The organism is Enterobacter cloacae complex sp. IR5402 (assembly GCF_049238125.1).
Lineage (GTDB): Bacteria > Pseudomonadota > Gammaproteobacteria > Enterobacterales > Enterobacteriaceae > Enterobacter > Enterobacter hormaechei_C.
Genome location: NZ_JBMKHO010000020.1, coordinates 1 through 24,742 on the forward strand (window position 1 = coordinate 1; position 24,742 = coordinate 24,742).

General features: G+C 53.7%; 28 protein-coding genes. All 28 read left to right on the plus strand.

Annotation, left to right across the window (positions count from 1 at the left end; translation table 11 throughout):
* Positions 1–217 precede the first annotated feature (217 nt).
* The 28 genes from ACOTXL_RS21690 (at position 218) to ACOTXL_RS21825 (ending at position 24,720) form a co-directional block, all read left to right on the plus strand.
* Positions 218–1,216 (plus strand): terminase small subunit, encoded by a 999-nt coding sequence (locus ACOTXL_RS21690; RefSeq protein WP_045351057.1) that lies wholly within the window; start codon positions 218–220, stop codon positions 1,214–1,216.
* Positions 1,194–2,498 carry a terminase large subunit domain-containing protein gene (locus ACOTXL_RS21695; protein ID WP_045351056.1) on the plus strand — a complete coding sequence of 435 codons (1,305 nt, stop codon included), beginning with the start codon at positions 1,194–1,196 and terminating at the stop codon, positions 2,496–2,498. Before ACOTXL_RS21690 ends, ACOTXL_RS21695 begins: the two co-directional genes overlap by 23 nt.
* A gap of 4 nt (positions 2,499–2,502) precedes the next feature.
* Positions 2,503–3,906, plus strand: a complete 1,404-nt coding sequence (locus tag ACOTXL_RS21700) for a DUF4055 domain-containing protein (protein ID WP_045351055.1) — start codon at positions 2,503–2,505, stop codon at positions 3,904–3,906.
* A 1-nt stretch (position 3,907) separates the two neighbouring features.
* The gene (locus tag ACOTXL_RS21705; protein ID WP_045351054.1) at positions 3,908–5,014 is read left to right on the plus strand and encodes a phage Mu F like family protein; all 1,107 of its coding nucleotides are present in this window, start codon (positions 3,908–3,910) and stop codon (positions 5,012–5,014) included.
* Positions 5,015–5,016: 2 nt separating this feature from the next.
* The gene (locus ACOTXL_RS21710) at positions 5,017–5,160 is read left to right on the plus strand and encodes a hypothetical protein (protein WP_157845146.1); all 144 of its coding nucleotides are present in this window, start codon (positions 5,017–5,019) and stop codon (positions 5,158–5,160) included.
* Positions 5,161–5,286: 126 nt separating this feature from the next.
* Complete coding sequence (locus ACOTXL_RS21715) at positions 5,287–6,039, plus strand: DUF6651 domain-containing protein (RefSeq protein WP_045618045.1); 753 nt, start codon at positions 5,287–5,289, stop codon at positions 6,037–6,039.
* A 17-nt stretch (positions 6,040–6,056) separates the two neighbouring features.
* A complete protein-coding gene (locus ACOTXL_RS21720; RefSeq protein ID WP_045626291.1) occupies positions 6,057–7,193 on the plus strand; it encodes a P22 phage major capsid protein family protein in 1,137 nt (378 codons plus the stop codon).
* Between the two features lie 39 nt (positions 7,194–7,232).
* Positions 7,233–7,514 (plus strand): hypothetical protein, encoded by a 282-nt coding sequence (locus ACOTXL_RS21725; RefSeq protein ID WP_310839363.1) that lies wholly within the window; start codon positions 7,233–7,235, stop codon positions 7,512–7,514.
* A 2-nt stretch (positions 7,515–7,516) separates the two neighbouring features.
* Positions 7,517–7,999: a DnaT-like ssDNA-binding protein gene (locus ACOTXL_RS21730; RefSeq protein ID WP_045626288.1), complete on the plus strand. Its 483-nt coding sequence runs from the start codon at positions 7,517–7,519 to the stop codon at positions 7,997–7,999.
* Between the two features lies 1 nt (position 8,000).
* Complete coding sequence (locus ACOTXL_RS21735) at positions 8,001–8,354, plus strand: hypothetical protein (RefSeq protein ID WP_045618058.1); 354 nt, start codon at positions 8,001–8,003, stop codon at positions 8,352–8,354.
* A 2-nt stretch (positions 8,355–8,356) separates the two neighbouring features.
* Positions 8,357–8,956 (plus strand): hypothetical protein, encoded by a 600-nt coding sequence (locus ACOTXL_RS21740; protein ID WP_045351048.1) that lies wholly within the window; start codon positions 8,357–8,359, stop codon positions 8,954–8,956.
* Positions 8,957–8,963: 7 nt separating this feature from the next.
* Positions 8,964–9,395, plus strand: a complete 432-nt coding sequence (locus tag ACOTXL_RS21745) for a DUF4128 domain-containing protein (RefSeq protein ID WP_045626295.1) — start codon at positions 8,964–8,966, stop codon at positions 9,393–9,395.
* A 46-nt stretch (positions 9,396–9,441) separates the two neighbouring features.
* Positions 9,442–10,374 carry a phage tail tube protein gene (locus ACOTXL_RS21750; protein WP_045626284.1) on the plus strand — a complete coding sequence of 311 codons (933 nt, stop codon included), beginning with the start codon at positions 9,442–9,444 and terminating at the stop codon, positions 10,372–10,374.
* 42 nt (positions 10,375–10,416) lie between these two features.
* On the plus strand, positions 10,417–10,752 hold the full coding sequence (locus ACOTXL_RS21755; RefSeq protein WP_045351046.1) for a hypothetical protein: 336 nt from the start codon (positions 10,417–10,419) through the stop codon (positions 10,750–10,752).
* A 121-nt stretch (positions 10,753–10,873) separates the two neighbouring features.
* Complete coding sequence (locus tag ACOTXL_RS21760) at positions 10,874–11,665, plus strand: phage tail tip fiber protein (protein ID WP_045351045.1); 792 nt, start codon at positions 10,874–10,876, stop codon at positions 11,663–11,665.
* A gap of 64 nt (positions 11,666–11,729) precedes the next feature.
* Entirely contained in the window at positions 11,730–12,068 is a 339-nt protein-coding gene (locus ACOTXL_RS21765; protein WP_016042143.1) for a phage tail assembly chaperone, read from the plus strand.
* Positions 12,069–12,130: 62 nt separating this feature from the next.
* Positions 12,131–12,373 (plus strand): DUF1799 domain-containing protein, encoded by a 243-nt coding sequence (locus ACOTXL_RS21770; RefSeq protein WP_228041321.1) that lies wholly within the window; start codon positions 12,131–12,133, stop codon positions 12,371–12,373.
* Positions 12,373–15,546, plus strand: coding sequence for a phage tail tape measure protein (locus ACOTXL_RS21775; protein WP_045626280.1), 3,174 nt, complete (start codon positions 12,373–12,375; stop codon positions 15,544–15,546). Before ACOTXL_RS21770 ends, ACOTXL_RS21775 begins: the two co-directional genes overlap by 1 nt.
* A gap of 76 nt (positions 15,547–15,622) precedes the next feature.
* Positions 15,623–16,036, plus strand: a complete 414-nt coding sequence (locus tag ACOTXL_RS21780) for a lipoprotein (protein ID WP_045626278.1) — start codon at positions 15,623–15,625, stop codon at positions 16,034–16,036.
* Positions 16,037–16,442: 406 nt separating this feature from the next.
* Positions 16,443–16,739 (plus strand): hypothetical protein, encoded by a 297-nt coding sequence (locus ACOTXL_RS21785; protein ID WP_045626276.1) that lies wholly within the window; start codon positions 16,443–16,445, stop codon positions 16,737–16,739.
* The gene (locus ACOTXL_RS21790) at positions 16,736–17,017 is read left to right on the plus strand and encodes a hypothetical protein (RefSeq protein ID WP_045626275.1); all 282 of its coding nucleotides are present in this window, start codon (positions 16,736–16,738) and stop codon (positions 17,015–17,017) included. Before ACOTXL_RS21785 ends, ACOTXL_RS21790 begins: the two co-directional genes overlap by 4 nt.
* Complete coding sequence (locus ACOTXL_RS21795; protein WP_072050232.1) at positions 17,014–17,385, plus strand: hypothetical protein; 372 nt, start codon at positions 17,014–17,016, stop codon at positions 17,383–17,385. The genes ACOTXL_RS21790 and ACOTXL_RS21795 overlap by 4 nt, the downstream gene beginning before the upstream one ends.
* Positions 17,386–17,463: 78 nt before the next feature.
* Entirely contained in the window at positions 17,464–17,814 is a 351-nt protein-coding gene (locus tag ACOTXL_RS21800; RefSeq protein ID WP_022651622.1) for a phage tail protein, read from the plus strand.
* Positions 17,814–18,584 carry a phage minor tail protein L gene (locus ACOTXL_RS21805; protein ID WP_045626274.1) on the plus strand — a complete coding sequence of 257 codons (771 nt, stop codon included), beginning with the start codon at positions 17,814–17,816 and terminating at the stop codon, positions 18,582–18,584. Before ACOTXL_RS21800 ends, ACOTXL_RS21805 begins: the two co-directional genes overlap by 1 nt.
* Before the next feature lie 12 nt (positions 18,585–18,596).
* Positions 18,597–19,328 (plus strand): C40 family peptidase, encoded by a 732-nt coding sequence (locus ACOTXL_RS21810; RefSeq protein WP_045626273.1) that lies wholly within the window; start codon positions 18,597–18,599, stop codon positions 19,326–19,328.
* Entirely contained in the window at positions 19,316–19,915 is a 600-nt protein-coding gene (locus ACOTXL_RS21815) for a tail assembly protein (protein ID WP_058998878.1), read from the plus strand. The genes ACOTXL_RS21810 and ACOTXL_RS21815 overlap by 13 nt, the downstream gene beginning before the upstream one ends.
* 125 nt (positions 19,916–20,040) lie before the next feature.
* Positions 20,041–20,808, plus strand: a complete 768-nt coding sequence (locus ACOTXL_RS21820; protein ID WP_052687744.1) for a hypothetical protein — start codon at positions 20,041–20,043, stop codon at positions 20,806–20,808.
* Between the two features lie 48 nt (positions 20,809–20,856).
* Entirely contained in the window at positions 20,857–24,720 is a 3,864-nt protein-coding gene (locus tag ACOTXL_RS21825) for a phage tail protein (protein WP_058998880.1), read from the plus strand.
* The last annotated feature ends 22 nt before the right edge of the window (positions 24,721–24,742 follow it).

Genomic DNA, 24,742 nt, shown 5'->3' on the forward strand with positions numbered 1-24,742 from the left:
TACCCTATCAGTTTTGCTGATTCAGATGTTGAGCCTGACAAATCAGTAGGCGACATCATCAGGGATAAGATGGTGGTAAACCCGCCATTAAAAGTTTGGCTGTGGTCTGATGGGCCAGGGCCTCATGAAGTTGCAGTAACCCGATGGTAGCCATGAGTGATACCACCACGCTGTGGTAGCAGAATGGCATTCATCAAAAGCAACTACGGAGTGAGTAATGGCAAAACCGGACTGGGGCGAGCTTCAGCAACGGTTCCTGTCCGAACATGCCGCAACCGGCGTATCACCAAAGGAATGGTGTGAAGCGCAGGGACTGAACTACGCTACCGCCCGTCGATATATCAAAAAACTTTCTGCGCAAACTGCGCAAAAACCTGCGCAGAAAAAAATGCGCACTGCGCAGAAAGATAAAAGCGCAAATGAGCTGGTGGATGATGATGGACTTACTGCTCAGCAGCGCTTATTCGTCGCAGAGTACCTGAAGGATAACAACGCCACACAGGCAGCTATCCGTGCCGGGTACAGCAAGAAGACCGCACAGGAGCAATCAAGTCGGTTGTTATCAAATGTTAAGGTTGCGCAGGTCATTGCGCAGCAGCAGAAAGCCTCCATTGCGCGCACGCTTGGCAGTGCTGATGAGGTTCTCTCCCAGATGTGGCAACTCGCCACTTTCGATGCAAACCAGCTTTCACAGTATCGTCGCGGCGCATGCCGTTATTGCTGGGGCTTCGGTCATCAGTATCAGTGGCGCGATGCCGTGGAGTTTGAAGAGAAAAGGCTCGAGGCTGTTGAGCGTGACAGGCGTGAACCTGAAGATTCCGGCGGTTACGGCTATGACCACAACCGAGAGCCTAACCCTGAATGCCCGCGCTGCAATGGCGACGGAATAGGACAGCCTTACTTCGCAGACACCCGGAAACTTTCCCCTGATGCTGCTTTGGCTTATTCCGGCGTCAAGCTTGGGAAGAATGGTGTTGAGATAACGGCAATCAGCCGCGAGCGCATGTATGAAGCCGTTATGAAGCGGCTTGGCCTGGAAGATAGCGAATTCGCGCAGCGCCTCCAGCAGATCGAAATCGACCGCCGGCAGCTGGAGGTTGAGAAACTCCGCAAAGAGCTGGCCGGTGATGGTGATGATGACGAACCAACGCCAGTTGCAATCAATATCAACGTAGTGGACGCGAGGGCGGAAGATGGGGATCAGCCCGACACTTAACATCCCACAGGCGCGCTTCCTCGCGATGCAACACAAATTCAAAGCCTATGTTGCCGGGTTCGGTTCCGGCAAGACGTGGGTAGGTTGTGGCGGCATCTGTAAGGGGATGTGGGAGCACCCGAAAATCAACCAGGGTTATTTCGCGCCGACGTATCCGCAGATTCGTGACATCTTCTACCCCACGATCGAAGAGGTGGCCTTTGACTGGGGGCTGAGTGTCAAAATCAATGAGGGGAACAAAGAGGTTCACTTCTATGAGGGGCGTCGGTATCGCGGCACGACAATTTGCCGCTCGATGGAGAAGCCCGGATCGATAGTCGGCTTTAAAATCGGTAACGCGATGGTGGATGAGCTGGACGTCATGGCGGCTGCTAAAGCGCAGCAGGCCTGGCGAAAAATCATCGCTCGTATGCGTTACAAAGTTGATGGTCTGCGTAACGGTATCGATGTCACGACTACGCCGGAGGGCTTCAAGTTCGTTTACCAGCAATTCGTGAAAGCGGTGCGTGAAAAGCCTGAGCTTTCTGCTCTGTATGGGCTGATTCAGGCCAGTACGTTCGACAACGCGAAGAACCTGCCACCGGATTACATCCCGTCGCTGATGAACTCCTACCCGCCGGAGCTAATTAAGGCGTACCTGAGGGGGCGTTTTACAAACCTGACCAGCGGCACTATCTATCACCAGTTCGATAGACGTCTGAATAACTGTACCGATGAAGAGCAGGCAGGCGAGCCGCTCTATATCGGCATGGACTTTAACGTTGGCAAAATGGCGGCCATCGTCCACGTCCTTCGCAATGGCGAGCCGCGCGCAGTACGCGAATTGATAAAAGTTTATGACACACCGGCCATGATAAAGCGCATCCAGGAAGAGTTCTGGCGCTACGAGGGTGGGCGCTATGTTGCCTCCAGGCAGATTTACGTCTATCCGGATGCTTCCGGCGATTCACGTAAGTCCAATAACGCCAGCGCCACCGATATCGCGCAACTCAAACAGGCCGGATTCAGCGTGGTGGTAAACGCAGCCAACCCGCCAGTGAAGGATCGCATTAACTCCATGAATGCCATGTTCTGCAACGGCAACGGTGAGCGCCGCTACAAAGTTAATGTTGCACGCTGCCCGGTCTATACAGACAGCCTTGAGCAGCAGGTGTGGGCGGCAAACGGCGAGCCGGATAAATCAGCCGACAATGATCACCCAAACGACGCTGGTGGCTATTTCATCGTGAAGCAATTCCCGATCATCAAGCCCACAGGAAAAGTCACTCAACTACGGATGTAACTCCATGCCTGATATTTCTACACCCAATCTGGACTATGGGAACATGGTGCAGGCGTGGGATATCAACGACGCCCTGATGGGCGGCACGCTCTATATGCGACAGCTTGGAGAGTCTTATCTCCCGCGCTGGCCGAAAGAAGACAAAGAGGACTACAAAAAACGCCTCGCCGTGGCCACGCTTCTGCCAGCCTACGAAGAGACCATTAAGCAAAACATCGGGCGTGTATTTGCTGAGCCCATTAAGCTTGCCGAGAATGTGCCGGATGAGCTGCGAGAGTATGCGAAAAACTTCGACCTTGAAGGTACTCGTCTGGATGTCTGGGCGCAGGCATTCTTCGGTCTGGCGATGCAGTATGGACTCTCCCACGCGCTGGTGGATTATCCCAGGGTGGACACCGAAAAGGTGAAAACCAAAGCGGAAGAGAAAGCTACTGGCGCGCGCCCATACGTCACCATGCTCAATCCCCGGCAGGTGATCGGATGGAAGTCGAAAATGGTAGACGGCAAAGTGGTGCTGACCGAGCTGCGTATCAAAGAGGTAGTTATCGAGGACGGCGACGACTTCGGGCAGACAAAGGTCGAGCAAATTCGTTATCTGACACCTGGAATGGTGCAAATCTACCGCAAGTCGAAAGGTATCGATGGGGCGGCGAACTGGGAGAAGTTCGACGAATGGACAACATCTCGTAAGGACATAACACTGGTGACGCTCTACACCAAGCGCACCGGGTTTATGTGTGGTTCACCTCCACTGCTCAATATGGCTCTGCTGAACATCAAGCACTGGCAGAGTCAAAGCGAGCAGGACAACATCCTGCATGTCGCCAGGGTGCCGTTGCTCACGGTGTTCGGTTTGGAAGAGGGGCAAGAGCTGATAATTGGCTCATCCTCTGCCACGTCATTCTCCGATCGGCAAAGGCAGGGTCTGGAATACGTCGAGCACACAGGTTCTTCCATCGGTGCCGGCAAAGAGTCGCTGGCAGAGCTGGTGGAGCAGATGCGACAGGCGGGTGCGAAGCTGCTGCGCACCGAAAACACCTCAACTAAATCGGTAGACCAGACCTCTGAAGAGAAAATGCAGGAGCAGTCACCGCTCTACACCATGGCTACCAGCCTTGAAGATGCGATCGACAACATTCTGCAAATCATGGCCGAGTACATCGGCGAGAAAGATGGTGGCAACGTTGATGTTCGCACTGAGCTGGATGTTGAGTCGAAAGAATTCAACCCGCCTGCTGCGCTGGCTATTCAGTCGCTGCGCCAGGGTGGCGACCTCCGCCGTATCGATGCCATTAAGGCGCTGCAAAAGCTCAGTCTGATTGATGCCGATGCAGACCCCGACAAGGTATTGAACGAGTTGCTGGCTGAATCGGCCTCGCTGACAGAGCTGCCGCCGGACGAGGTGTGATATGGCCCGTTCCGTCAATGACAGGCTTCAGGACGAAACCATAGCGCACGGGCTTTATGTGAACCGCTACGGCACTGGCGTGGCCCGGCGAATGGTGGCACTTCTAAACAGGATGGATGCTGATCTGGCTGCCCGGCTGCTTGTGCTGCTGGAGGGTAAGCGTGCCGACACCTACAGCGCGCGCCGCCTTGCATCGCTACTGGCTGGTGTGCGGGAGCTAAACCAGCAGGCCTACGAACCGGTCAATGCTGCTCTGATGCGCGAACTGACTCGTTACGCTGATTATGAGACCGGGTATCAGTTTGACCTGTTCAGCAGCCTCATTCCCGGCCAGGTGCTTAAGCACGTCCCGCTGCAAAGCATTGCTCCAGAGCAGGTCTACGCCTCTGCGGTGGCGCAACCTTTTCAGGGGAGATTGCTGAAAGAGTGGGGCAAGAAACTCGAATCGGATCGGCTGGGAAAAATTACCAGTGCCGTGCGCACCGGATTTCTTCAGGGTGAAACCGTCGAGCAGATTGTAAAGCGGGTCGCCGGCACGCCGCAGCGTAATCGCGAGGACGGGGTGATTAATGCGTCCCGGCGCGACCTTGCGGTGGTCACTCGCACGGCAGTGAACCACATGGCTGCTACGGCACTTCAGGAGTTCGCGCAGGCCAACAGCGATATTGTGAAGGCCAAACAATGGTCATCTACGCTCGACACACATACATCAAGCTGGTGCATCATCCGCGACCGCAAACTCTACACCCTCGACGGTAAGCCGCTGGGCCATGAAATCCCGTACCTGCGTGGGCCCGGCAAAATTCATTTCTGCTGTCGCTCATGCGAAATTCTGATCACTAAATCGTGGGAGGAATTGCAGATAGCCTCTGGCGAACTGAGTAGTGCCACGCGGGCGAGCATGTCGGGCCAAATTCCCGCTGGGCTAAGCTTCAGTGAGTGGCTGGTTAGGCAACCCTACGCACGAATGGAGCAGGTGCTGGGCGTTACTCGTGCGCAGATGCTGCGCGACGGCAAAATCACTGTACCTGAGATGTTCAACGATGCCGGGGAGTTCCTGACCCTGGACGAACTGCGCCGTGTGGATGCGTCGGCGTTTGAGAGTTAATCATGCAAAACGAGAAAGACAAAACTATCACCCTGACTGAGGATGAGCGCAAATTACTCATGCTTGCCATGATCGCTTATCTCTTGTCAGGTGAGATGACCAAAGAAGACGCTCTTATCGCAGAGCGGATAATTAATAAGCTCTGAATAACTCATTATTCACATCAAGGCTGCCTCCGGGCAGCTTTTTTTATGCCTGCCGCTGAGCGGATGCGACGCGGTGATCGGGTCGGATGACCTATTACCAATGGCCGGAAGGCTGGAGCAAAAACAATGAAACTGAAACTTGATGCTAACGGAAATGTGGTCGTTGAAAACGGTATGCCTGTGTACATCCATGATGACGGCAAAGAGATCCCGTTCGACGCAGCCGCAGCGATGACCAAAATCACCTCCCTGAACGGTGAAGCTAAAACTCACCGTGAAGCGAAGGAGGCGGCGGAAGCCAGTCTCGCGAAATTCTCTGGCATCACCGACCCGGCCAAGGCGCTCGAAGCCCTGGAGATGATGACCAAAATCGACCAGAAAAAACTGATCGACGCTGGCGCTGTTGACCAGGTTAAGGCTGAGATTACCAAGGTATTCCAGCAGCAGCTGGATGAAGCGAACGGCAAGACCAAACAGCTCGAAAGCCAGCTCTACGACGAGATGATCGGCGGCCGCTTCGGTGGCTCCAAATTCATTTCAGAGAAGATGGCGATCCCGGCTGAGTTCGTGCGTTCGTACTTCGGGCAGAACTTCAAAATCGAAGACGGCAAGGTCGTGGCCTTCGACGGTCAGGGCAATAAGGTGTTCTCTCGCACCAAGCCTGGCGAGCTGGCTAGCTTCGACGAAGCGCTGGAGTCACTGGTCGAGTCGCATCCGCAGAAAGATTACATCCTCAAATCGTCCGGTAACAGCGGCGGCGGTTCTCACCAGTCGCAGCACCAGACCGGGCAAAAAACCATGAAACGCGATGCGTTTGATGCATTACCTCCAGCAGAGCAACAGGCTGTGATTGGCGGCGGCACAAGCATCGTTGATTAATCGAAAGGAATAAATACATGTCTAATACTTTGACTGGCCTGATCCCGACCATTTATACGGCGCTTAACCGCGTTTCACGTGAGCAGGTAGGTTTTATCCCGGCAGTGGCTCGTAACGCTAAGGCCGATGCTGCAGCTAAAGACCAGACCGTCACCGCGCCAGTGGCACCAAAAACCACCACGGTAGACATCACACCGGCACCGACCGCACCAAACGACGGAGATCAGAACATCGGCACCGTGGATGTCAAAATCACCAAATCAAAAATGGCTCCGGTCAAATGGAACGGTGAAGAACAGTTGGCGATGGGGCCATCAGGTAACTACGACGTTATCCTTGCCGATCAGTTTTCTCAGGCCTTCCGCGCGCTGAGCAACGAAATGGACGCAGACCTGGCTGCGCTGTTCTACAAATCTTCCCGTGCAGTTGGTGCACCAAAAGAGACGCCATTCAGCATTAAAGACGATCTGTCTGATGCAGCGCTGGCGCGTCAGATTTTAGTGGATAACGGTGCACCGACTACCGACATGCGCATGGTGCTGGGCGGCGAAGCGATGGCCTCAATTCGCGGAAAACAGTCGGTTCTGTTCAAAGCGAACGAAGCAGGTACCGATCAGCTTCTGCGTGAAGGTATTATTGGCCGCGTGATGGGCTTTAACCTTCACGAATCCGCCAACATCAAGCGCACCGCGAAAAGCACGGCGGCGGGCTATAAGGTCAATGGCGAGAAGAAAGAGGGCGATATCATCATCGCTATCTCCACAGGCACCGGTGGTATCGCAGCAGGCACTGCGGTTAAGTTCGATGGCGACTTTAACCAGTATCTGGTTGTGGCCTCTACGGCCTCAAGCATCACTATCGCAGCACCGGGACTGCGCCAGGATCTGGCAGACCAGACAGCTATTACCGTTGTGAGCGAATTCACGCCAAACATGGCATTCGACCGCAATGCTTTCCTGCTGGCGTGCCGCACCCCGGCAATGCCAAAAGGCGGAGACACCGCCGACGATGTGATGAATGTTACCGACCCGGTGTCAGGCATCACCTTCCAGATCGCGCTGTACCGCCAGTACCGTCAGGTGCGTTACGAGGTTGGTGTGGCGTGGGGTGTGGCCTCCGTTCAGCCTGAACATTCCACCATCATCATGGGTTAACCCAGGGGGCTTCGGCCCCTTTGTTATTCAGGAGGCCCGATGGCCGGATTAACAAAAGAGCAGCGCGCGCAGCGTGACGCGGAAAAGCTTGCAGCTCAGCAGGCCGCTGATAAAAATCCTGCCCAGCAGGAACAGCAGCAGGAACAGCAGCAGGAACAGCAGCAGGAACAGCAGCAGGAACAGCAGCAGGAACAGCAGGGTATTGAGCTGGTGGTCATGGTTCGCGACACCCCAGAATTCCCAGGCGGCCCGCTGCGCGCAGATGTTCACCCTGACGAAGTGAATAACTGGTTGGCGCTGGACTGGCGTCTGGAGGAATAACCATGCTGGTTGCCGATCCCCACTCGCCGGACTTTAACAGCTACGCCAGCGTGTCCGACCTGCGGGTCTTTGCCGCCGCGCGCGGATACACCATACCTGCCGAAGATGGCGAGTGTAGCCAGATGCTGATGCAGGCGATGGACTTTCTGGAAGGAAGGACCTGGCGTGGTCAGCGATCCAGCGCATCTCAGCCTCTATCCTGGCCTCGCTCAGGCGTACGCTTCGATGGTGTGGACCTGCCGGATGATGCTATTCCACAGCGCCTGATTGATGCCCAATGCCGCCTGGCTATCGAGTCGCAGGAGATTGATCTCACGCCGTCGGTCTCCGGTGGCGGCGCGGTCATAGCTGAGAGCGTACAGGGGGCGGTATCTGTGCAGTACGAGCCGGGAACGAATAAGGCTACTCCATCATTCCCTTGGTTCTATTCCTCGCTGCGCGGGCTTGTGGTTGGCGGCAACCAGGTCCGGATCGAAAGGGGGTAGCATGGCAATCGACTATCGCCGCATGCGCGCTACGGCAACGCGGCTACTGACGGAGAACGGCAAAGCCTACCAACTGACTCGCGGCGGAACCACCACCCGCGATCAGTACGGGAAAGAGGTTATCACCGAGCCTATTACAGCGACCGTTACCGGCGTTATCACCGAATACTCCACGCGTGAAATCGACGGCTCTCTGATTGCTACAGGCGATAAGAAGCTGGCGGCCACGTTTGAAACTGAGGTGCGCATCGGTGACATCATTGATATCGACGGCCAAAAGTGGCGCGTGGTACAGCCGAATCCGGTTAAGCCGGCAGACGTGCTGATCTCCTACAACATCCAGCTGAGGACCTGATTATGACCAGTTCTGCAAATCAGCCGTTCCTGGCTGCCATTCAGTTGTTCATAGATAGTTCAAAGCAGGAAGCAGAAGAGGTAGTGCGCCGGACGGGTATCAAAATCCTGGCGCGGTTGGTGGATATGTCTCCGATTGGTAACCCCGACATATGGCAGGTAAATCAGACGGCATCGGCCTATAACGATGCAGTTCGGGAGCATAACGCGGCCCTGCGTGATGACCCGGCCAACCTGACAAAGTCCGGACGGCTTAAGCGCGGCTTGCGCGTCAACGACTCGATGGACATCAAAATGCCAGATGGCTATGTCGGGGGCCGCTTCAAGAACAACTGGTATGTGGGTTTTGATAGCCAGCCTACCCAATCCAACGATACCCCTGATGCTTCCGGTCAGGGTTCAAACTCTCGCGGAATGGCGGTTCTCGAGGTGTTCCGGGTGGGGCAGGTCAGCTCGATTTACTTCACCAATAACATGCCCTACGCCCGAGCCCTGGAAGAGGGCCACTCAGGACAGGCGCCGGGCGGCATGGTGCGAGTTACTGCGCTGGATGCCGCCCAGTACTTTCGTGAGGCAATGAGCGAGGTGCGCAATGGCGGGTGACCAGTCAATGCGGATCGCTGACCTGCTTGAAGGTCGTATCGCGGTTATCTGCTCCTCGCTCGGGCTGCCAGTGGCCTGGCCGAACATCGCGTTTACTCCCCCGGATAATGCGCCGTACGGGCGTGTTTACGTTCTTCCGGCGCAAACTGTGGGGCAGGATCTGGAAGGTCAGTTGCGTACATATCAGGGCATTCTCCAGCTCAACATCATCGCGCCGGCAGGCGGCGGGGTGACGCTGGCAAGGGGGCTGGCAAAGTCTGTCGCAGATGCTTTTCCCGAAGGGATTCCGCTGGTGGATGGTGACCTGACTGTTTATATCAATGGACCGCCGCAGGTGCGCCAACCTATACAGGATCGCCCCACATCAGCATCCAACGGCAGAACAGGTTCGATCACCTACACCACCCCCGTCAGCATGCAGTACCGCGCTGACTACTGACCCGCCAGATGGCGGGTTTTTTATTACCTAAATTCAGGAGAGTGCTATGGCATTCGCAATCCCTAACGGCTCGCGTGTGAACGTGGCCAAGGCCTATCAGGCTCCCATCACCTTTACCGCTGCCTCTAACGCTACTGAATGCGAACTGACTGTTGCATCTGCCGCTGGCATCCTGGCGGGCGATGTTGTGCAGGTGAGCTCCGGCTGGTTAAAGCTTGATAACATGGTGCTGCGCGTCAAATCGGTGACCAGTAATAAAATCGTGCTGGAAGCATTCGATACTACCGACACCACCAAATTCCCGGCAGGCACTGGCGCGGGCACGCTGCGTAAAATCGACTCATGGATCACCATGCCTCAGGTGATGACACTGTCAACTGAAGGTGGTGACCAGCAGACTATCAGCGTGCAATTCCTGGAAGATGACAAAGCGCGAACTATCCCAACGTTTAAAAACGCGGTGGTTCAGGTTTACACCTTTGCACATGACCCTCAACTGGCGATCTACAAACGCCTCATTGACCTGGATGACTCCAGCGACACAACGGCGGTCTGGTTCCATAATCCACGCGGCAAAGCCGATCGTTTCTACTCAGCAAAAGTATCGTTCCAGCGCGTGCCGCGCACGGAAATCAACGCCGTGGAAAGTAACGAGGCGCGCATGAACTTCGAATCGGACATGCAGATTTACCCGATCGCCGATTCATCCGTGACGCCGCTGGCGTTCCTGACCGACCTGCCGGCCACCAAATCGGTTGCTACAGGCGCAGCGCTGGATCTGGCGGTGGTAATGAAGGGCGGCTCAGCACCTTACACCTACGTTTGGAAGAAAGGCAGCACCGCTATTCCGGGCAAAACCGCATCGACGTTCAACATTTCGTCTGTCGCATCCGGTGATGCTGGCGTTTACACCTGTGAAGTCACCGACGCCGCGGGCAAAACCATCACCTCGGCTGCGTGTACTGTCACGGTCAGCTAACCAATCAGGCCCGGTAAGCCGGGCTTTTTTTTGGAGTAACCCATGAGCGGAACAATTGAGATCAGTGAGGTTGGCATGACAGTCAATATGGCTGGTGGCGGGAAAATAGTTATCGGCAATTGGGGTGATGGCCCAGTAAATACGGCAGCCGCTCGGCCACCCCTTACCCCGGAAGAGGAGCTTTACGGTCGTGGGCTCTGTCTTCTGCCTGATGGATGGGAAGATCTAAGCGGTGATGGACACTGGCAACATCAACTCACTGAATCTTTGCGTCAACTTTGGCCGTCGTTCAGCAGGGAACAGAAGATGACTATCGCTTACTCCATCAACGAACTGTCAGATGAGCTGACGAACATCGCATACGAAGCTTCCTGGTAATAACACATCTGCGCATCGCACGCGCACATCGAAGAAAGTCTTTCAGCTGTGAGCCTGGGCAAACCGTTAACTTTCGGCGGATTTGCCGTGCGACAGGCTCACGTCTAAAAGGAAAATTAAAATGTCAGAACCTTCAATCGTCCCTTACGTAAAAACCACTCCCAAACCTTTTGGTGTGGACGTCGAATGGAAATGGCCGGGTGGCTGCGCGGTGCTAGAACTGCAATGCCTTCATGAAGATGGCCGACTTATGAAAGAACGCATCTTCTGGCCAGCTACCGTATGCCTTATTTCCGGGCTCAAAACTGGTGAGCGAGTGCAGGTGCGTCTGCGTCCAATTGCAGAGGATGGCTCAGCACGAGATTGGCGAGCCGGTGACTGGATCGAAGGGGTTTCTTCTGTCGATACCGAAGAGATTATTGAGGCGCTGGACGAAGAGATCCGTAACAGCTGCGCACTTCATGGCCTTAAAGGTGGCTGGTTTGTCGATAAAACCGGCAAGGCTTACATCCAGGAAGCGCTGATCGGCAATGGCGTAGTGTCTCAGAACTACAGCGTTAAATTAAACGTCGCCGGCAAAGGCAAGCCGCACGAAGCTGGCATGACCCTCGGTGTTGAAGGTGAGCATAGCAAGGTTGAGTTTCTGGCCGATCGCTTTAAGGTACATGAAGCCGCTTCATCCATTATTGAAAACGCCGTCGTAACAAAAGCGAAGATAAATATCGCGCTAGGCGATGAAACGAAGCAGGCCGTCATTGATGCTGTGCGTGAAAGCGATTTGTTCGCATCCCTCCAGGCAAAGATTGATGCGCAAACAGCTTCAGTAGTTGGCTTGCAACAGGCGATGCACGAAGCTGTGAACGATGCTATCCGCAATGCGCTCAAGCCAGGCGGTCTGCTGTTCAAACGATAACCCCCCATCACGCACACGAATATTCAACCCGCTACGGCGGGTTTTTCTTTTCTAAGGAACCGAAATGACCAAATTTTCTCTGATCCCCAACCCAACTTTTTCTGTAACCGCGAGCATTCCACGCGCTGGTGCCGAAGACGGCAAGCTGACGTTCACTTTCCGCCATAAAACGCTTGAAGAGCTGCGTTCCATGGATGCGAAGATGCAAAAGGCTGCGGAAGGTAAAAAGGCTGTTATCGAGCCGCAAGCTGACTATCTCATGGAAATTGTCGAAGGATGGGCTCTTCCTGACGAGTTTACCCGCGAAAACGTTATTGTTCTCCTGCAAAACTATCCGCGTGCTTTTGACAGCATCGGCATGGCCTACACCAAAGAGCTGATGGGTATCCGCGAAAAAAACTGAGGCAGGTCGCCGCAGCGTTGTACACGCCGGGGCCGACTCTCGCGGAGCTGAGCGCTTTTGGTTTGACGCCTGAGGACGTGGAGGAAGAGGTGGGGATCCTGCCCTCTGTATGGAAGTCTTTCACCATCTTCTCTGCCCTGGCAACCCAGTGGCGCGTCGGCGCGAGCGGGGCGACCGGCCTTGATTATAACGTTCTCCCCTGGATGTTCGAGTTACACGGGGTTGAGGATGCGGCGGCCTGCATGGCTGACCTTCAAATTATGGAAAGCGAGGCTCTCAAGGTAATGCATAAGGAGACGAAATAATGACAGACCAGATCGCCTCGATTACTTTGCGGGCCGATGTTTCTGACCTGAAAACAGCCAGCAACGAACTGGATAAACTCGGCCAGGCGGCGGCCGGTGCTGTAGATAAAGCAGATGATCTGAATAGCGTGTTTCGCGCTGGGGCTGAATCTGCGAAGCAAGGCAGTGAAGGGCTCAAGGAGCAGCAGAACGCGCTCAAAGGGCTGCTGGAGAATATCGACCCAGTTACCAAAGCCTTAAACCGCCTGGATGAGCAGCAAGAATCACTGCGGAAATTTCAGGCCAAAGGTTTCCTGGATACCGAGACCTTTCAGGCTTACAACAAAATCCTGGACGACACCCGTCTCAAGCTGACCGATACCGGAGAAGCCGCGGCGCGCGCTCAGGCCGAATTAGCCGCTACCCAGGCGGCAGAGAAGCAGTCCGCAGCGTTAAAGAACTTGCTGGGTTCCATCGACCCGACAATCCGTGCATTCAACTCGCTGGACGAGCAGCATGCGCAGCTGGTGGCACACTTCGAAGCGGGGCGCATTAACGGCACCCAGTTCGAACATTTCAACACCATCCTCAACCAGACGCGTGAACGGCTCTCTGGCGTGGCTGACGTGCTGCCTGATGCGCTATCCCGACAGGAGGCCGCTGCACGCCGCGCTGGAATTTCTGTGGGGCAGTACAGTGCTGCACTGCGCACGCTCCCGGCGCAGTTCACCGATATTGCTACTCAACTGGCAGGTGGACAATCCCCATTCCTGATCCTGCTACAGCAGGGTGGGCAGATTAAGGATTCCTTCGGGGGCCTCGGTCCAATGCTCCAGGCTCTGAGGGATGCATTATTTGGCTTTAACGAAGAAAGCAGAGAGACCGCTGAATCGGCAACAAACATCAGTGATGCTGCTGAAGGTCTTAATAACACGAGTGAGGCAGCGGAGAAATTGGGGCGGGCGGGTGGTCTGTTAAATACCTTTAACCTTGCGATTGCTGGCTCGGTGGGTTTGCTGGCTCTTCTGGCTGGGGCTGCCTACAGTTCATCCCAGCAGTTCGACAATGTTGCCAGATCGCTCATTTTGATGGGCGGGGCTGGCTTTTCCTCCATGCAGCAACTGAACGACGCGGCAAAAGATGTTGCTGATAACGCTGGTGCTTCTTTGGCTGAGTCTGTTGATACCCTGGTCCAACTAAACGACACCGGGAAGTATACCGCCGACCAGATGACCAAAATTGCCAAATCCATTCTGGCTATGGGTGATGCAGGGCTGGATACGAAGGCTGCGCTGGCGGATTTTTCACGACTGGCAAACGATCCTATTAAAGCCCTGGCGAGCTTGAACCAGCAATATGGCTTTGTTGATGAAGCCATGATGAAGCACCTCATTACCCTGGAGAAAACGAAGGGGAAAACAGCAGCGGCAAACGAAGCTATAACGCTTTTTGCCGACACCATGGAGGATCGCAGTAATAAAATTGTAGAGGCTACCGATAATATCGGGCAGGCGTGGAACGGGCTTAAAGCTTTCTCCTCCGACATTTTCGGTCAAATCGGGGTTACAGTGCGGGCTTGGGGCAATCAGGTTATCGAAGTGTTCAAGTTATTGAGCACTTCGTTTGAAGCCCTTTTCGTCAAGATGAAAGAGGTCTCCCTTGAAATTATGGGGGGGATGATTACCGGTTTCACGGATATTGCTAACAAACTACCGGGCGGGGAAGCTCTCATCAAATCCATGGGGTTTGATGGGCTCGCTGAGAGCGTTGCCGAGAGCAGAAAGGCTGCAAGCAAGGAATATACTCAGCTTACAGCTGAGTACAATAAGCACATTGCTAATCTCAGTAAATCCCAGTGGCAATGGGAGGAGGAAGCGAAGAATGGTTCTGGTGGTGTAAAAGGCACAGGCTCAGTTGATCGGCAAACTAAGGATGCTGTTTCGAAGCTTGCTCAGGACTCAGACAAAAAGACCAAAGAGGCGAAAGCCACTCTGGAAGCTGGCGATCGCACCCTGGAGAACTATCGCGCCCAGGCCAGAACGTTAACTGAAACGCTCGAGACCCTCCGACAAACAGGAGAAACCCACGCTAAAAACACCGAGTTCAGTAAACAGCAATCTCGATTCGCTGAATTGGATGAGGCAGCCAAAACCCGCGCGCTTACTGCTCAGGAAAAATCTTTACTGTCGAGCCGTGAGGCGATTCTGAACGCCGCCAAGGTGGTTGATCAGAAGAACAAGGAAGTAGAGGCGCAGCAGAAGATTAACGGCCTGGCGCAGCAGGCGAATAAATACGTCACGCAGATGTCGGAAAAAACCGATGCATTGCGTGATAGTGCAGGCCTCAGCAGTCGGCAAACGCAGCGCATGATGGAAGAGGCGCAGCTTCGCCAGGGCTGGCTCAACGGTGGCGGTAAGCTTGACGATGCCGGTTATAAAAAAGAACTGGCAGCTCTCAGGAAATATTATGCCGAAGAGGACAAATTACGGGGCGACTGGAAGGCAGGGGCTGTTGCTGGCTGGAATGAATATCTTGACGCCGCCACGAATACCTATGATGCCGTGAAGAACGTCGCCAGCTCCACGCTGACCGGCTTGAGCAACATGCTGACTGAGCTTATGACAACTGGCACCGCGTCAGTTAAAGAGTTCGGCAAATCTATGCTCAAGATGATCCTCGAGATAACCAACCAACTTATAGTGGCCTATACAGTACAGGCCGCGATGGGCTGGATAAACGGTGGCAGTAAAGGCGGGAGCACACCAGGGGGATCTTACGCGAACGCTGCCGCTGGCCTAACTTTTAACGCTAAAGGCGGTGTTTATGATTCGCCCGGGCTCAGTAAGTACGTTAATGGGGTATACGACTCTCCCCAGTATTTTACTTTCCAGGGCGCATCGAAATTTGCGAAGGGCGGTGTATTCGCAGAGGCCGGCGCTGAAGCAATCATGCCACTTACTCGGGATTCTGCCGGGCGGTTGGGCGTACGCGCCCAGGGCGGTGGCGGTATGGCTCCGGTTATTAATACCACCGTTAACGTTGATGCTGGTGGTTCGGTCACAACCCAAACATCCAGTTCCGGTGATGCTATGGGCCGTGCGCTCGCCGATGAAATGCAGAACGCTGCGTTGCAGGTTATCCAGAAGCACCTTAAGCCTGGAGGAATGATCTACAACTTTAGTAAAGGCAGGTAGCTCGCTTCTGCGGGTTTTGCCTTTGTCTGAATGCTGTTAGGATTAGTCCGAGCTTTCACCGAGGGAAGATAGGGACATGAAGAAACTTATTTTGGTTATGGGTATCATCGCTTTGGTTGGGTGTGCCACCAAGCCAATTTCAACTGAGCAGGCTAAGCCAGCGCCAGCGAAACAAATTCTTGATAACACTCTCTTCACGAAAAAGGCTGGCACCGGGGAGGTTGTGATTAAACGTGACTCTGGTTATGTGGGGAGTGCTTGTTTGACGAGGGTTTATGTCGATGGGCGTGAAGTTGCCGATCTTGACCCTGAACAAAAAATCACAATCTACCCCACCTTGGGGGATCACATCTTCAGCGCGTGGCCAAAAGGAATGTGTGGTGGGGGAATGAGTGAACAGGCAGGTAAAGTAATCGAAGGTAAGGTATTAACTTACAGGATAGGTTACGGCTCTGGTTCAGAATTTGGGATCTACCCAACTGCATTTTAACCACAGACCAAGCCCTCCCGGGCCTATAGCCCAACAAGCCTCGCAAATGCGGGGCTTTTTACATCTGAACTCAAGGGTCTGGAGGGATATCAGCATTCGACAGTTATCTTCCGACTAAAAAAAATGTAAATTTCACCCCCTCCCAAACGCAACCAAACGCGCTACACGATGCGCAATTCTAAGAGGTGTACAGGTACATGGCAATTTTGAACTATTTGAGGAGGGATTTGAGGGCATTTGATAAGCACTCAATTCAACCAATGGTTGAAGGATTACCTTTGAGGTAATACACTTTCGAGCATTAGGTGTGCATTATTCGTTTAGTGCTTCTATAGAACGGTCGAATTAGTACACATTTTCAATGAATTTAACTATTTAGTATTGAGCAGGCTAAGGGAAACGTAAAATGGCTGGATCATACGCGATGACTAAACCAGTAAAGGTCATTGAGGTTTCTGAGAGCTTCGTTGATGTCTATGCTGAAGTTGCTGCGATTACCACCTATGAGGCACAAAGCAGCAGTCATGTTAATTTTGGATTCATGCGTGAATTTATAGAATCATATGCTGATGAGAATGGACAGCCTTCATCTTCGCAAGTCGTGCTGAAAAAAGTTGCGTCCATTACGATGACCGATGCCAGAGCAAGAGCTCTCTATGATGCTCTTGGTTTGGCCCTCAAGGTAAAAGGAGAAGAAAAATGACAAATATAATGACCTTCTCAAGTACTGAAGCAAATTTTATGCCTGGTTTAGCTTTAAAACCTCAGGTTTGGACTGTGTTTGCTTCTGTTTCTTCAAAGGCTGAAGTTATTGGTACTGGTGCAATCACAAACTTTGTTATCAGTTCGCAACCTCATGGTTTTAATTTTGATCTTGCAAAGATGACTTCAAGGGTTGAATGTGACGAAGTTGTAATGCCATCAGACATGAACACTGTTGAAGAGCTTGATGCTTGGCTTATGGGGTTAAACCTTGAATGAATGTGGCTTTTGGAAGGCAGTTTCTTCGAGAACTTCAGCATTACCCTTTGCCAGATAGAGCAAAAATTCTTTCATTTGCGAAACAAGTTCAAGATGAAGGGTTTGCTAATCTACCAGGGAGAAATAAATTCTCTGAGGATGTAGATAAAAACGATCCACTTTTTGTACAAAAAGTTAGGTATGTCCATCTTCATTGCCTGTGGCATTATCATATTGGAATTATTGAATATGATACTACCAAACAATTTGGTGATCAGACTTCGGAGTATGTTCTACATTACGCTAGGAAAGAAGCAGACACAGTTAAGATTGTGGATTACTCTGCTCACCCACCCTTCAGACTACCAACTGAAACCTACCTAGAATAACCCGCTGATTAGCGGGTTATTCATTTTCTTGAACACCACACTACAACCCGCTTCGGCGGGTTTTTTTATGGAGTAAACATGGCAGTTGAAACATATAGCTGGCGCTCTCAGCTCGGTGCTGGCGCGATTGAATATAGCCAGGCAGTTCGCGCGGCGCAGTTCGGCGATGGCTATGAGCAAGTGGCCGATAACGGTATTAACTCCACGGCTATTCAGGTCCCTATGAAGCACACGGGCAACGAGTCGGAAGTGGACAGGATTCGTGATTTTCTCCTCGCTCATACCGTGAAAGCTTTCATCATTACGCCGCCAGGCGAAGAGAAGGGGCTTTACCGCGTCGTAGCCGATTCGGTTCGTAAAACGCAGATCAGCAGCAAAGTTGCTGAGTTGACGTTCACCATCAAACGGGCTTACGGAGTGTACGCATAATGGCATTAGTCGATCAGGCGGCGATGCTGGCGCCGGGTGGCAGGGTCCGCCTGGTTGAAGTTGACGCCTCAGAGTTCAGTGGCGGGATCCACCGTTTCCACTACGCACCTTTCCCCCATACGCCGGAAGAAATTGATGCTGCCAATGGAGATGAACAAAAGCTCGGACCCAAGCCTATCTTCTTCGGTGGCAATACCTACGATTTTTGGCCGTTTCAGGTTTCAGGCCTGGAGCTATCAACAGACCAGGCGGCGGAGCCCACTCTCAGTGTCTCAAACCTTGACGGCCATATCACTGCGCTTTGCCTGCAATTTAAGGACATGGTTAACGCCAGGGTGAGCATTATCGATACCTATGCGGTTTATCTCGATGCCATAAATTACCCTGGTGGCGAAAACCCTACAGCCGATTCGTCAATGTTCACGATTCAAACCTTCTGGCTTGACACCAAAACCTCCGAAGACGACGAGGTAGTTACCTGGTCACTCAGCAGCCCGGCCGATTTGCAAAATCTGGTCATTCCTACACGGCAAATCACCTCTCTCTGCGAATGGGCGCTGCGCGGTCAGTACCGTAGCGGCGATGGATGCACCTATAACGGCACTGCGTATTTCGACGCGAAAGGGAATCCGGTATCAGATCCTGCCCTTGATGTATGTGGCGGTTGCCTCAGTGACTGCCGTAAACGATTTGGCGCTGGCCTGGCAGACCCTGACGCAGCAATCCTCGATTTTGGTGGCTTCCCGGCAACCGTTCTCTTCATCCGATAACCGGACGTACCAATGAATAAAACCATAATGGCAGCTATCCGGGCGCATGCACTGGAGGAATCCTCGCGTGAGTGCTGTGGCTTCGTTATTCAGTCTGGCCGTCGCCAGCGCTACATTCCCGTGCCGAATACGCACGAAAATCCGACAGAACATTTTCGCATCGACGGCGAGCACTGGGCTAACGCCGAAGATATAGGGACGATTATTCGCGTCATCCACTCCCACCCGGGCGACGGTGCCCGGCCTATTCCGTCCGATCTGGACCGCCAACAGTGCAACAACTCCGGCGTGATCTGGGGTATTTACGCGCCTGACAGCGATGAATACGCCGAGATAATGCCGGAGGCGGTGCCGCTTATTGGGCGTCCGTTTATCCTGGGCTCGAATGACTGCTGGGGGCTGATTATGGACTGGCACGCCATTCAGGGCGTCACGCTGAACGATTTTCGCGTCGATTACCCGTGGTGGGAAAGCCAGTACCCGGACAACCTCTATTTTGATAACTGGGAGCGGGAAGGGTTCGTCGAGTGCGATCCGGTACCAGGCTGTATGGTCATCATGCAGGTTGATTCCGATAAGTGGAACCATGCGGGCATCATCACTGAAGAAGGTGAGCTGCTCCACCACCTTTACGGCCAGCCTTCCTGCATTACCCCATATGCCCGAGGCTATTTCAAAGACCGCACGATGATCTGCGTACGTCACAAAGACCTGCCACAGGAGATTAAGCCATGGCGCGTTTAACCACGATTCGATTGTATGGCGCACTGGGCGCCCGGTTCGGGCGCGTGCATAAACTGGCAGTGCAGACATCTGCCGAAGCGGTCAAAGCCCTGTGTATCAACTTCGACGGGCTGGAAGACTATCTGATGAATGCAAAAAAAAATGGCATGACCTTCGCGGTGTTTCGCGGTAAGCGCAACATAGGCGTGCAGGACTTCCAGGAGCTGGCAGGCGATAGCGATATTCGCATAGCGCCAGTTATGGAAGGGGCGAAGAAGGCCGGCATGTTCCAGACAATCCTCGGCGCTGTGATGGTTGTTGCTGGCGTAATTATTGGAGTAACGACCAACTGGACAGGCGTTGGCCTAACCTTTGGGGCCGGACTTATCATGTCGGGCGCGTCAATGATGGCCGGCGGTATTTACCAGATGCTTTCGCCCCAGCCCAAAGGGTTACAGGGGCGAGACGATCCTGACAATAAACCCTCATATGCCTTTGGTGGTTCAGTGAATACCCTTGCGATGGGAAACCCGGTCGCGCTTCTCTATGGCGTCCGTGAGATCGAGGGGGCGATCATATCGGCCGGTATAATTAGTGAGGATATCTGATATTATGAGCTAGCGCGGCTAGACCGGCCAGTCGAAAAGGGGAACGTAGACCCCCTGCCGCGCCCATCATCTACGAAAACCGACTACGAGGTTTTATGAATCACAAGACTTGCTCGAAATGCGGAGTGGAAAAGCCCACATCTGAATTTTACAAAAAACCATCAAATAAAGACGGCTTTGAGGGTGCCTGTAAATCTTGTCGTAATACTCAGATTCAAAAGCAAAGGCTTACCGACGCTGGCAGGGCATCCGCAAAAAGAGCACAAGAAAAGTATGCAAAAACTGAGAAAGGCAAGGCCAATCAGTTTCGCAAAGACCACAGTGAAAAAGGGCAGGCTCGCAGAGCGCGATTCCTGACTGGCGAGACTCGAAGGAAATGGAATGAGGAATACTATTCCCGCGCTGACGTTAAGGAGAGGCAGCGAGAAGCCCAGCGGCGTCATTATCACAGTGGGAAGGGCATGAGCTACATGCGAGAATATAACTCTCGCAGCGATGTAAGATCCAAGAAAGCCATTTATGACCTTGAGCGAAGAGGAAATCCTGAACTACGAGAAGCGCGGCTCGCGCGTGCGCGACAGCTTTCACGACTGGAGCGCAATAAGGCAGTAAAAAGAGCTTATCAGGAGAGCGAGGCAGGGCGAGGATCTCGGCGACGCATTGATAAAAAGAGATATTTTTCTAACCTGATTAAGGTGAAGGCGCGCAGATTGCTGCGTACGGAAGTGGATAAGGGGCTGATTTTGCGCCCGACAACTTGCGAGTCTTGCCATTCCGTCGGTGCTGTTCACGCGCACCACGACGACTACTCTAAGCCACTTAGCGTGCGCTGGATGTGTCCGCAATGTCATAAAGACTGGCATCGATTAAACGGACCCGGAATTAACGGGTAGGACGAAGATATCAAGCACCCAGTCGGGTGCTTTTTTTATGGATGTAATATGGAAGCGATCACTGGTGCAAAGGGTGGCAGCCAGAAGCAGCACACACCTGTAGAACAGCCTGATTCGGCGCAGTCAATGGCGCGCTGCCGCATGCTGCTGGCGCTCGGGGAGGGTGAGTTTGCTGGTGGCCTGGATGCGACCCGGATATTCCTGGACGGTACGCCGTTGGGAAACCCCGACGGAACGATGAATTTTGAAAATGTGTCATGGGATTTCCGGCCTGGCACGCAGACCCAGACACCAATACCGGGATTCCCAGCAGTCGAGAATGAAACTACGGTTGGCGTATCGCTGACAAAGGCCACGCCCTGGACGCGCGCACTGAGTAACACCCAGATTGACGCGGTGCTGGTTCGTATTGGCATCCCTGGGTTACAGCAGCAGGAAAACGATGCGGATATTGTCGGCACTACGGTTCAGTACCATATTGATCTGGCGGTGGACGGTGGCGCTTACTCGACAGTCATGACTAAAACCGTCACAGAGAAGCTCAGTTCTCTCTATGAACTGACCCATCGCATTAATCTTCCGAAAGCCAGTACGGGCTGGCAGATTCGCGTGGTACGCGACACCGACGACAGCACCAGCCAGATGTTGCAGAATAAAACGCAGGTACAGGCAATCACTGAGGTGATTGATGCGCGCCTGCGTTATCCCCATACGGCGCTGCTGTATGTGTCATTCAACGCCAAATCGTTCAACAATATCCCGAAGGTTTCCTGTAAACCTAAGGGGCGCATTATCCGCATCCCTTCGAATTACGATCCGATAGCCCGAACCTATAGCGGCACATGGGACGGGACGTTTAAGTGGGGCTGGACGAATAACCCAGCATGGATCTGGTTCGATGTGCTCACTGAGCCGCGTTTCGGACTTGGCCGACGCGTCACGGCGCAGATGCTGGATAAGTGGGAGCTTTACCGTATTGCCCAGCGTTGCGATCAGAAAGTACCTGACGGGAAGGGTGGCGACGGTACCGAGCCGCGCTTCATGTTTGATGTCTACATCCAGTCGCAGGCTGATGCGTGGCAGGTAATCAAAGACATCGCCGCAGGGTTCAATGGCATGACGTTCTGGGGCAACAATATGTTCAATGTTGTCTCGGACATGCCGGCGGATACGTCGAAGCTGCAAATCCTTACCCGCGCTTCGGTGGTGGGCAAACCGGTTTACTCGAGCGGCAGTGAAAAGACCCGCTTCTCCAGCGCGCTGATTAACTTCAGCGACCCTGACAATCACTATCAGGACCGCACAACAGCGGTGATGTTCCCGGACCTGGTTAAGCAGTTCAAGTTTAAGCAGACGCAGATCACCGCAATCGGCTGTACGCGCGAGAGCGAAGCACAGCGCCGTGGCGGGTGGGCGGTGTATTCCAACTCACTCGACCGGATTATTACGCTACAGACCGGGCTTGATGGCTATGTCTACGTGCCGGGTACCGTGTTTGCATTTGCTGACGAACGCCTTTCAGGGCGTGTTTATGGCGGGCGTATAACCGGATATAACGCCGGGTTGAAGGCTGTTACAACCGATCGGGGTACCAGTGCCGTTGCGGGTGACACACTGATGATCCGCACACAGGGCGGTACCGTTGAAAGCAGGGTGATCCAGGCCGTAAACGGCACGCAGCTGGTGGTTGCCACTCCTTTCACGGCAGCGCCGTTACCCAATGCTGTATTCGTCATCGATGCCGGGCAGTTACGCCTGCAATACTTCCGCGTTACGAACCTGAGATTTAATGATGAAGAAAACACCTTCACAATCACCGGGGCCGAATATAACGCATCAAAATATGATGCGGTCGACAACAATGCCCGCCTGGACACGCCGCCAATCAGTCTGATACCAACCGGCCTCGTTAACCAGCCGACCAATATCGCGGTATCGAGCTATGACGCAGTGCGCCAGGGGCAGCGAGTGGCTACCCTGACGGCATCCTGGGATGCGCCGGTCGACAAGAACGGCAAACCACAGGCGGATGTCATAGCCTATCGGGTGCAGTGGAAGCGCGGCGACAATGAGTGGGTTAACGTACCGGAGACCGGTCTTCGCAATATCGAAGTGCCTGGCATCTTCGATGGTGATTATCTGGTCCGTGTACGCGCGATCAACTCCGGCGGTGCATCGAGTCTCTGGGCAACTTCCACGCTTACACACCTGAAGGGACGCGCGGGTGAGGTACCCAAACCTGTCGGGCTTAAGGCCTCCGAAGACGTCGTATTCGGAATCAACGTCACCTGGGGATTCCCGGCTAATACCGGCGACACCCTGAGCACTGAGCTGCAATACAGCATTGCCGCTGACGGCTCGAATCCGATGCTTTTGGCATCTGTACCGTATCCGCAGAAACTTTATCAACAGATGGGGCTGAAGGCGGGGCAGGAATTCTGGTACCAGGCACGGCTTGTCGACAGGATCGGGAATCAGAGCGGTTGGACCGACTGGGTGCGCGGGCAGGCCAGCATCGATGTATCCGATATCACCGATGCAATCCTGGAGGAGATTAAAGATTCCGAGGTATTTAAGGATCTGATTGAAAGTGCTGTAGACAGTAGCGAGAAACTGGCCGAGCTTTCTGATGCAATTAAGGAGAACGCCGATGGGCTGGCTGCCGCCGTAGGTTCGAATAAGCAGACAGCAGAAGCAATCATCGGCAACGCGCTGGCTATTGCCGATGTTATCGTGCGCCAGACAGCCCAGCAGGGCGCTAACTCTGCGACGTTCGAGCAACTTCGGGAGGTGATCGCTACTGAGACGGAGGCACGCGTAACGGATGTTACCCGTCTTGAGGCAAAAACAGCGCAGAACGAAGCGGGAATTACCGAGGTAAGGCAGACTCTGTCAGATGAAGCTCAGGCAAGGGCTACTGCTGTTGATCAGCTCACTGCGAGTACTCAGGTCATTTCTGATAAAGCTGATTCGGCTTCGAGTAAAGCTGACGCTGCATCAGGTAAGGCAGATGCGGCCGAGCAAGCCAGCTCGCAAAATACCGCTGATATCACCACGTTGCGACAGGTTGTCACCGACACGACTTCATCAATGGCATCCCGTCTGGAGGAACTGGGAGCAAGGACAGATACTGCCAGCGGCGGCATTCAGAGTAACTCCATCGCGCTAATAACGAGTACGCTGGCGCAGGTTGATCAGCAGGTGAGACTCAGCGCGCAGTACGGTGACAGTAAGGCCAGCATCGATCGTATTGATAATGTTATGGCAAGCGACAGGGAGGCAACAGCGCGTTCGCTGCTGAGTTTGCAGACTGACGTGAACGGCAACAAGGCAGCAATCAACAGCCTGAACCAGACGTTTTCCAATTATCAGCAGGCCACGGCCACGCAGATAAACGGCATTACGGCGACCATCAACGGGCACACTTCAGCGATCACCACCAACGCGCAGGCCATTGCGAACGTCAACGGCGACCTGAAGGCGATGTACAGCATCAAGGTTGCCGTGGATGCGAATGGAAAGCAGTATGCCGCCGGAATGGGGATCGGTGTAGAAAACACTCCATCGGGCATGCAGTCGCAGGTGCTGTTCCTGGCGGATCGCTTCGCCGTCATGGCGCAGGCGGGGGGAGCGGTTACACTGCCGTTCGTTATCCAGACCGGGCAGGTGTTTATCCGGGAAACCTTCATTCAGGACGGCGCCATCGGCAACGCCAAGATTGGCAACTACATCCAGTCCAATAACTATGTCGCTGGCTCAGTCGGATGGAGGCTGGATAAGGGAGGTACGTTTGAGAACTACGGTTCGACAGCTGGTGAGGGAGCCATGAAGCAGACTAATCAAACGATCAGTGTCAAGGATGCCAACAATGTGTTGAGGGTGCAGATCGGGAGAGTCACGGGAACATGGTAACGGGAGGTCTCTTACGGGGCCT

What these genes read in the sequence shown, in the direction of transcription:
- ACOTXL_RS21715 (WP_045618045.1), top strand. Translation starts at nt 5,287, where the DNA reads ATGAAACTGAAACTTGATGCTAACGGAAATGTGGTCGTTGAAAACGGT.
- ACOTXL_RS21780 (WP_045626278.1), top strand. Translation starts at nt 15,623, where the DNA reads ATGAAGAAACTTATTTTGGTTATGGGTATCATCGCTTTGGTTGGGTGT.
- ACOTXL_RS21750 (WP_045626284.1), top strand. Translation starts at nt 9,442, where the DNA reads ATGGCATTCGCAATCCCTAACGGCTCGCGTGTGAACGTGGCCAAGGCC.
- ACOTXL_RS21805 (WP_045626274.1), top strand. Translation starts at nt 17,814, where the DNA reads ATGGCATTAGTCGATCAGGCGGCGATGCTGGCGCCGGGTGGCAGGGTC.
- ACOTXL_RS21800 (WP_022651622.1), top strand. Translation starts at nt 17,464, where the DNA reads ATGGCAGTTGAAACATATAGCTGGCGCTCTCAGCTCGGTGCTGGCGCG.
- ACOTXL_RS21795 (WP_072050232.1), top strand. Translation starts at nt 17,014, where the DNA reads ATGAATGTGGCTTTTGGAAGGCAGTTTCTTCGAGAACTTCAGCATTAC.
- ACOTXL_RS21815 (WP_058998878.1), top strand. Translation starts at nt 19,316, where the DNA reads ATGGCGCGTTTAACCACGATTCGATTGTATGGCGCACTGGGCGCCCGG.
- ACOTXL_RS21690 (WP_045351057.1), top strand. Translation starts at nt 218, where the DNA reads ATGGCAAAACCGGACTGGGGCGAGCTTCAGCAACGGTTCCTGTCCGAA.
- ACOTXL_RS21695 (WP_045351056.1), top strand. Translation starts at nt 1,194, where the DNA reads ATGGGGATCAGCCCGACACTTAACATCCCACAGGCGCGCTTCCTCGCG.
- ACOTXL_RS21710 (WP_157845146.1), top strand. Translation starts at nt 5,017, where the DNA reads ATGCAAAACGAGAAAGACAAAACTATCACCCTGACTGAGGATGAGCGC.
- ACOTXL_RS21790 (WP_045626275.1), top strand. Translation starts at nt 16,736, where the DNA reads ATGACAAATATAATGACCTTCTCAAGTACTGAAGCAAATTTTATGCCT.
- ACOTXL_RS21755 (WP_045351046.1), top strand. Translation starts at nt 10,417, where the DNA reads ATGAGCGGAACAATTGAGATCAGTGAGGTTGGCATGACAGTCAATATG.
- ACOTXL_RS21745 (WP_045626295.1), top strand. Translation starts at nt 8,964, where the DNA reads ATGCGGATCGCTGACCTGCTTGAAGGTCGTATCGCGGTTATCTGCTCC.
- ACOTXL_RS21720 (WP_045626291.1), top strand. Translation starts at nt 6,057, where the DNA reads ATGTCTAATACTTTGACTGGCCTGATCCCGACCATTTATACGGCGCTT.
- ACOTXL_RS21825 (WP_058998880.1), top strand. Translation starts at nt 20,857, where the DNA reads ATGGAAGCGATCACTGGTGCAAAGGGTGGCAGCCAGAAGCAGCACACA.
- ACOTXL_RS21765 (WP_016042143.1), top strand. Translation starts at nt 11,730, where the DNA reads ATGACCAAATTTTCTCTGATCCCCAACCCAACTTTTTCTGTAACCGCG.
- ACOTXL_RS21700 (WP_045351055.1), top strand. Translation starts at nt 2,503, where the DNA reads ATGCCTGATATTTCTACACCCAATCTGGACTATGGGAACATGGTGCAG.
- ACOTXL_RS21705 (WP_045351054.1), top strand. Translation starts at nt 3,908, where the DNA reads ATGGCCCGTTCCGTCAATGACAGGCTTCAGGACGAAACCATAGCGCAC.
- ACOTXL_RS21775 (WP_045626280.1), top strand. Translation starts at nt 12,373, where the DNA reads ATGACAGACCAGATCGCCTCGATTACTTTGCGGGCCGATGTTTCTGAC.
- ACOTXL_RS21735 (WP_045618058.1), top strand. Translation starts at nt 8,001, where the DNA reads ATGGCAATCGACTATCGCCGCATGCGCGCTACGGCAACGCGGCTACTG.
- ACOTXL_RS21760 (WP_045351045.1), top strand. Translation starts at nt 10,874, where the DNA reads ATGTCAGAACCTTCAATCGTCCCTTACGTAAAAACCACTCCCAAACCT.
- ACOTXL_RS21725 (WP_310839363.1), top strand. Translation starts at nt 7,233, where the DNA reads ATGGCCGGATTAACAAAAGAGCAGCGCGCGCAGCGTGACGCGGAAAAG.
- ACOTXL_RS21740 (WP_045351048.1), top strand. Translation starts at nt 8,357, where the DNA reads ATGACCAGTTCTGCAAATCAGCCGTTCCTGGCTGCCATTCAGTTGTTC.
- ACOTXL_RS21785 (WP_045626276.1), top strand. Translation starts at nt 16,443, where the DNA reads ATGGCTGGATCATACGCGATGACTAAACCAGTAAAGGTCATTGAGGTT.
- ACOTXL_RS21730 (WP_045626288.1), top strand. Translation starts at nt 7,517, where the DNA reads ATGCTGGTTGCCGATCCCCACTCGCCGGACTTTAACAGCTACGCCAGC.
- ACOTXL_RS21810 (WP_045626273.1), top strand. Translation starts at nt 18,597, where the DNA reads ATGAATAAAACCATAATGGCAGCTATCCGGGCGCATGCACTGGAGGAA.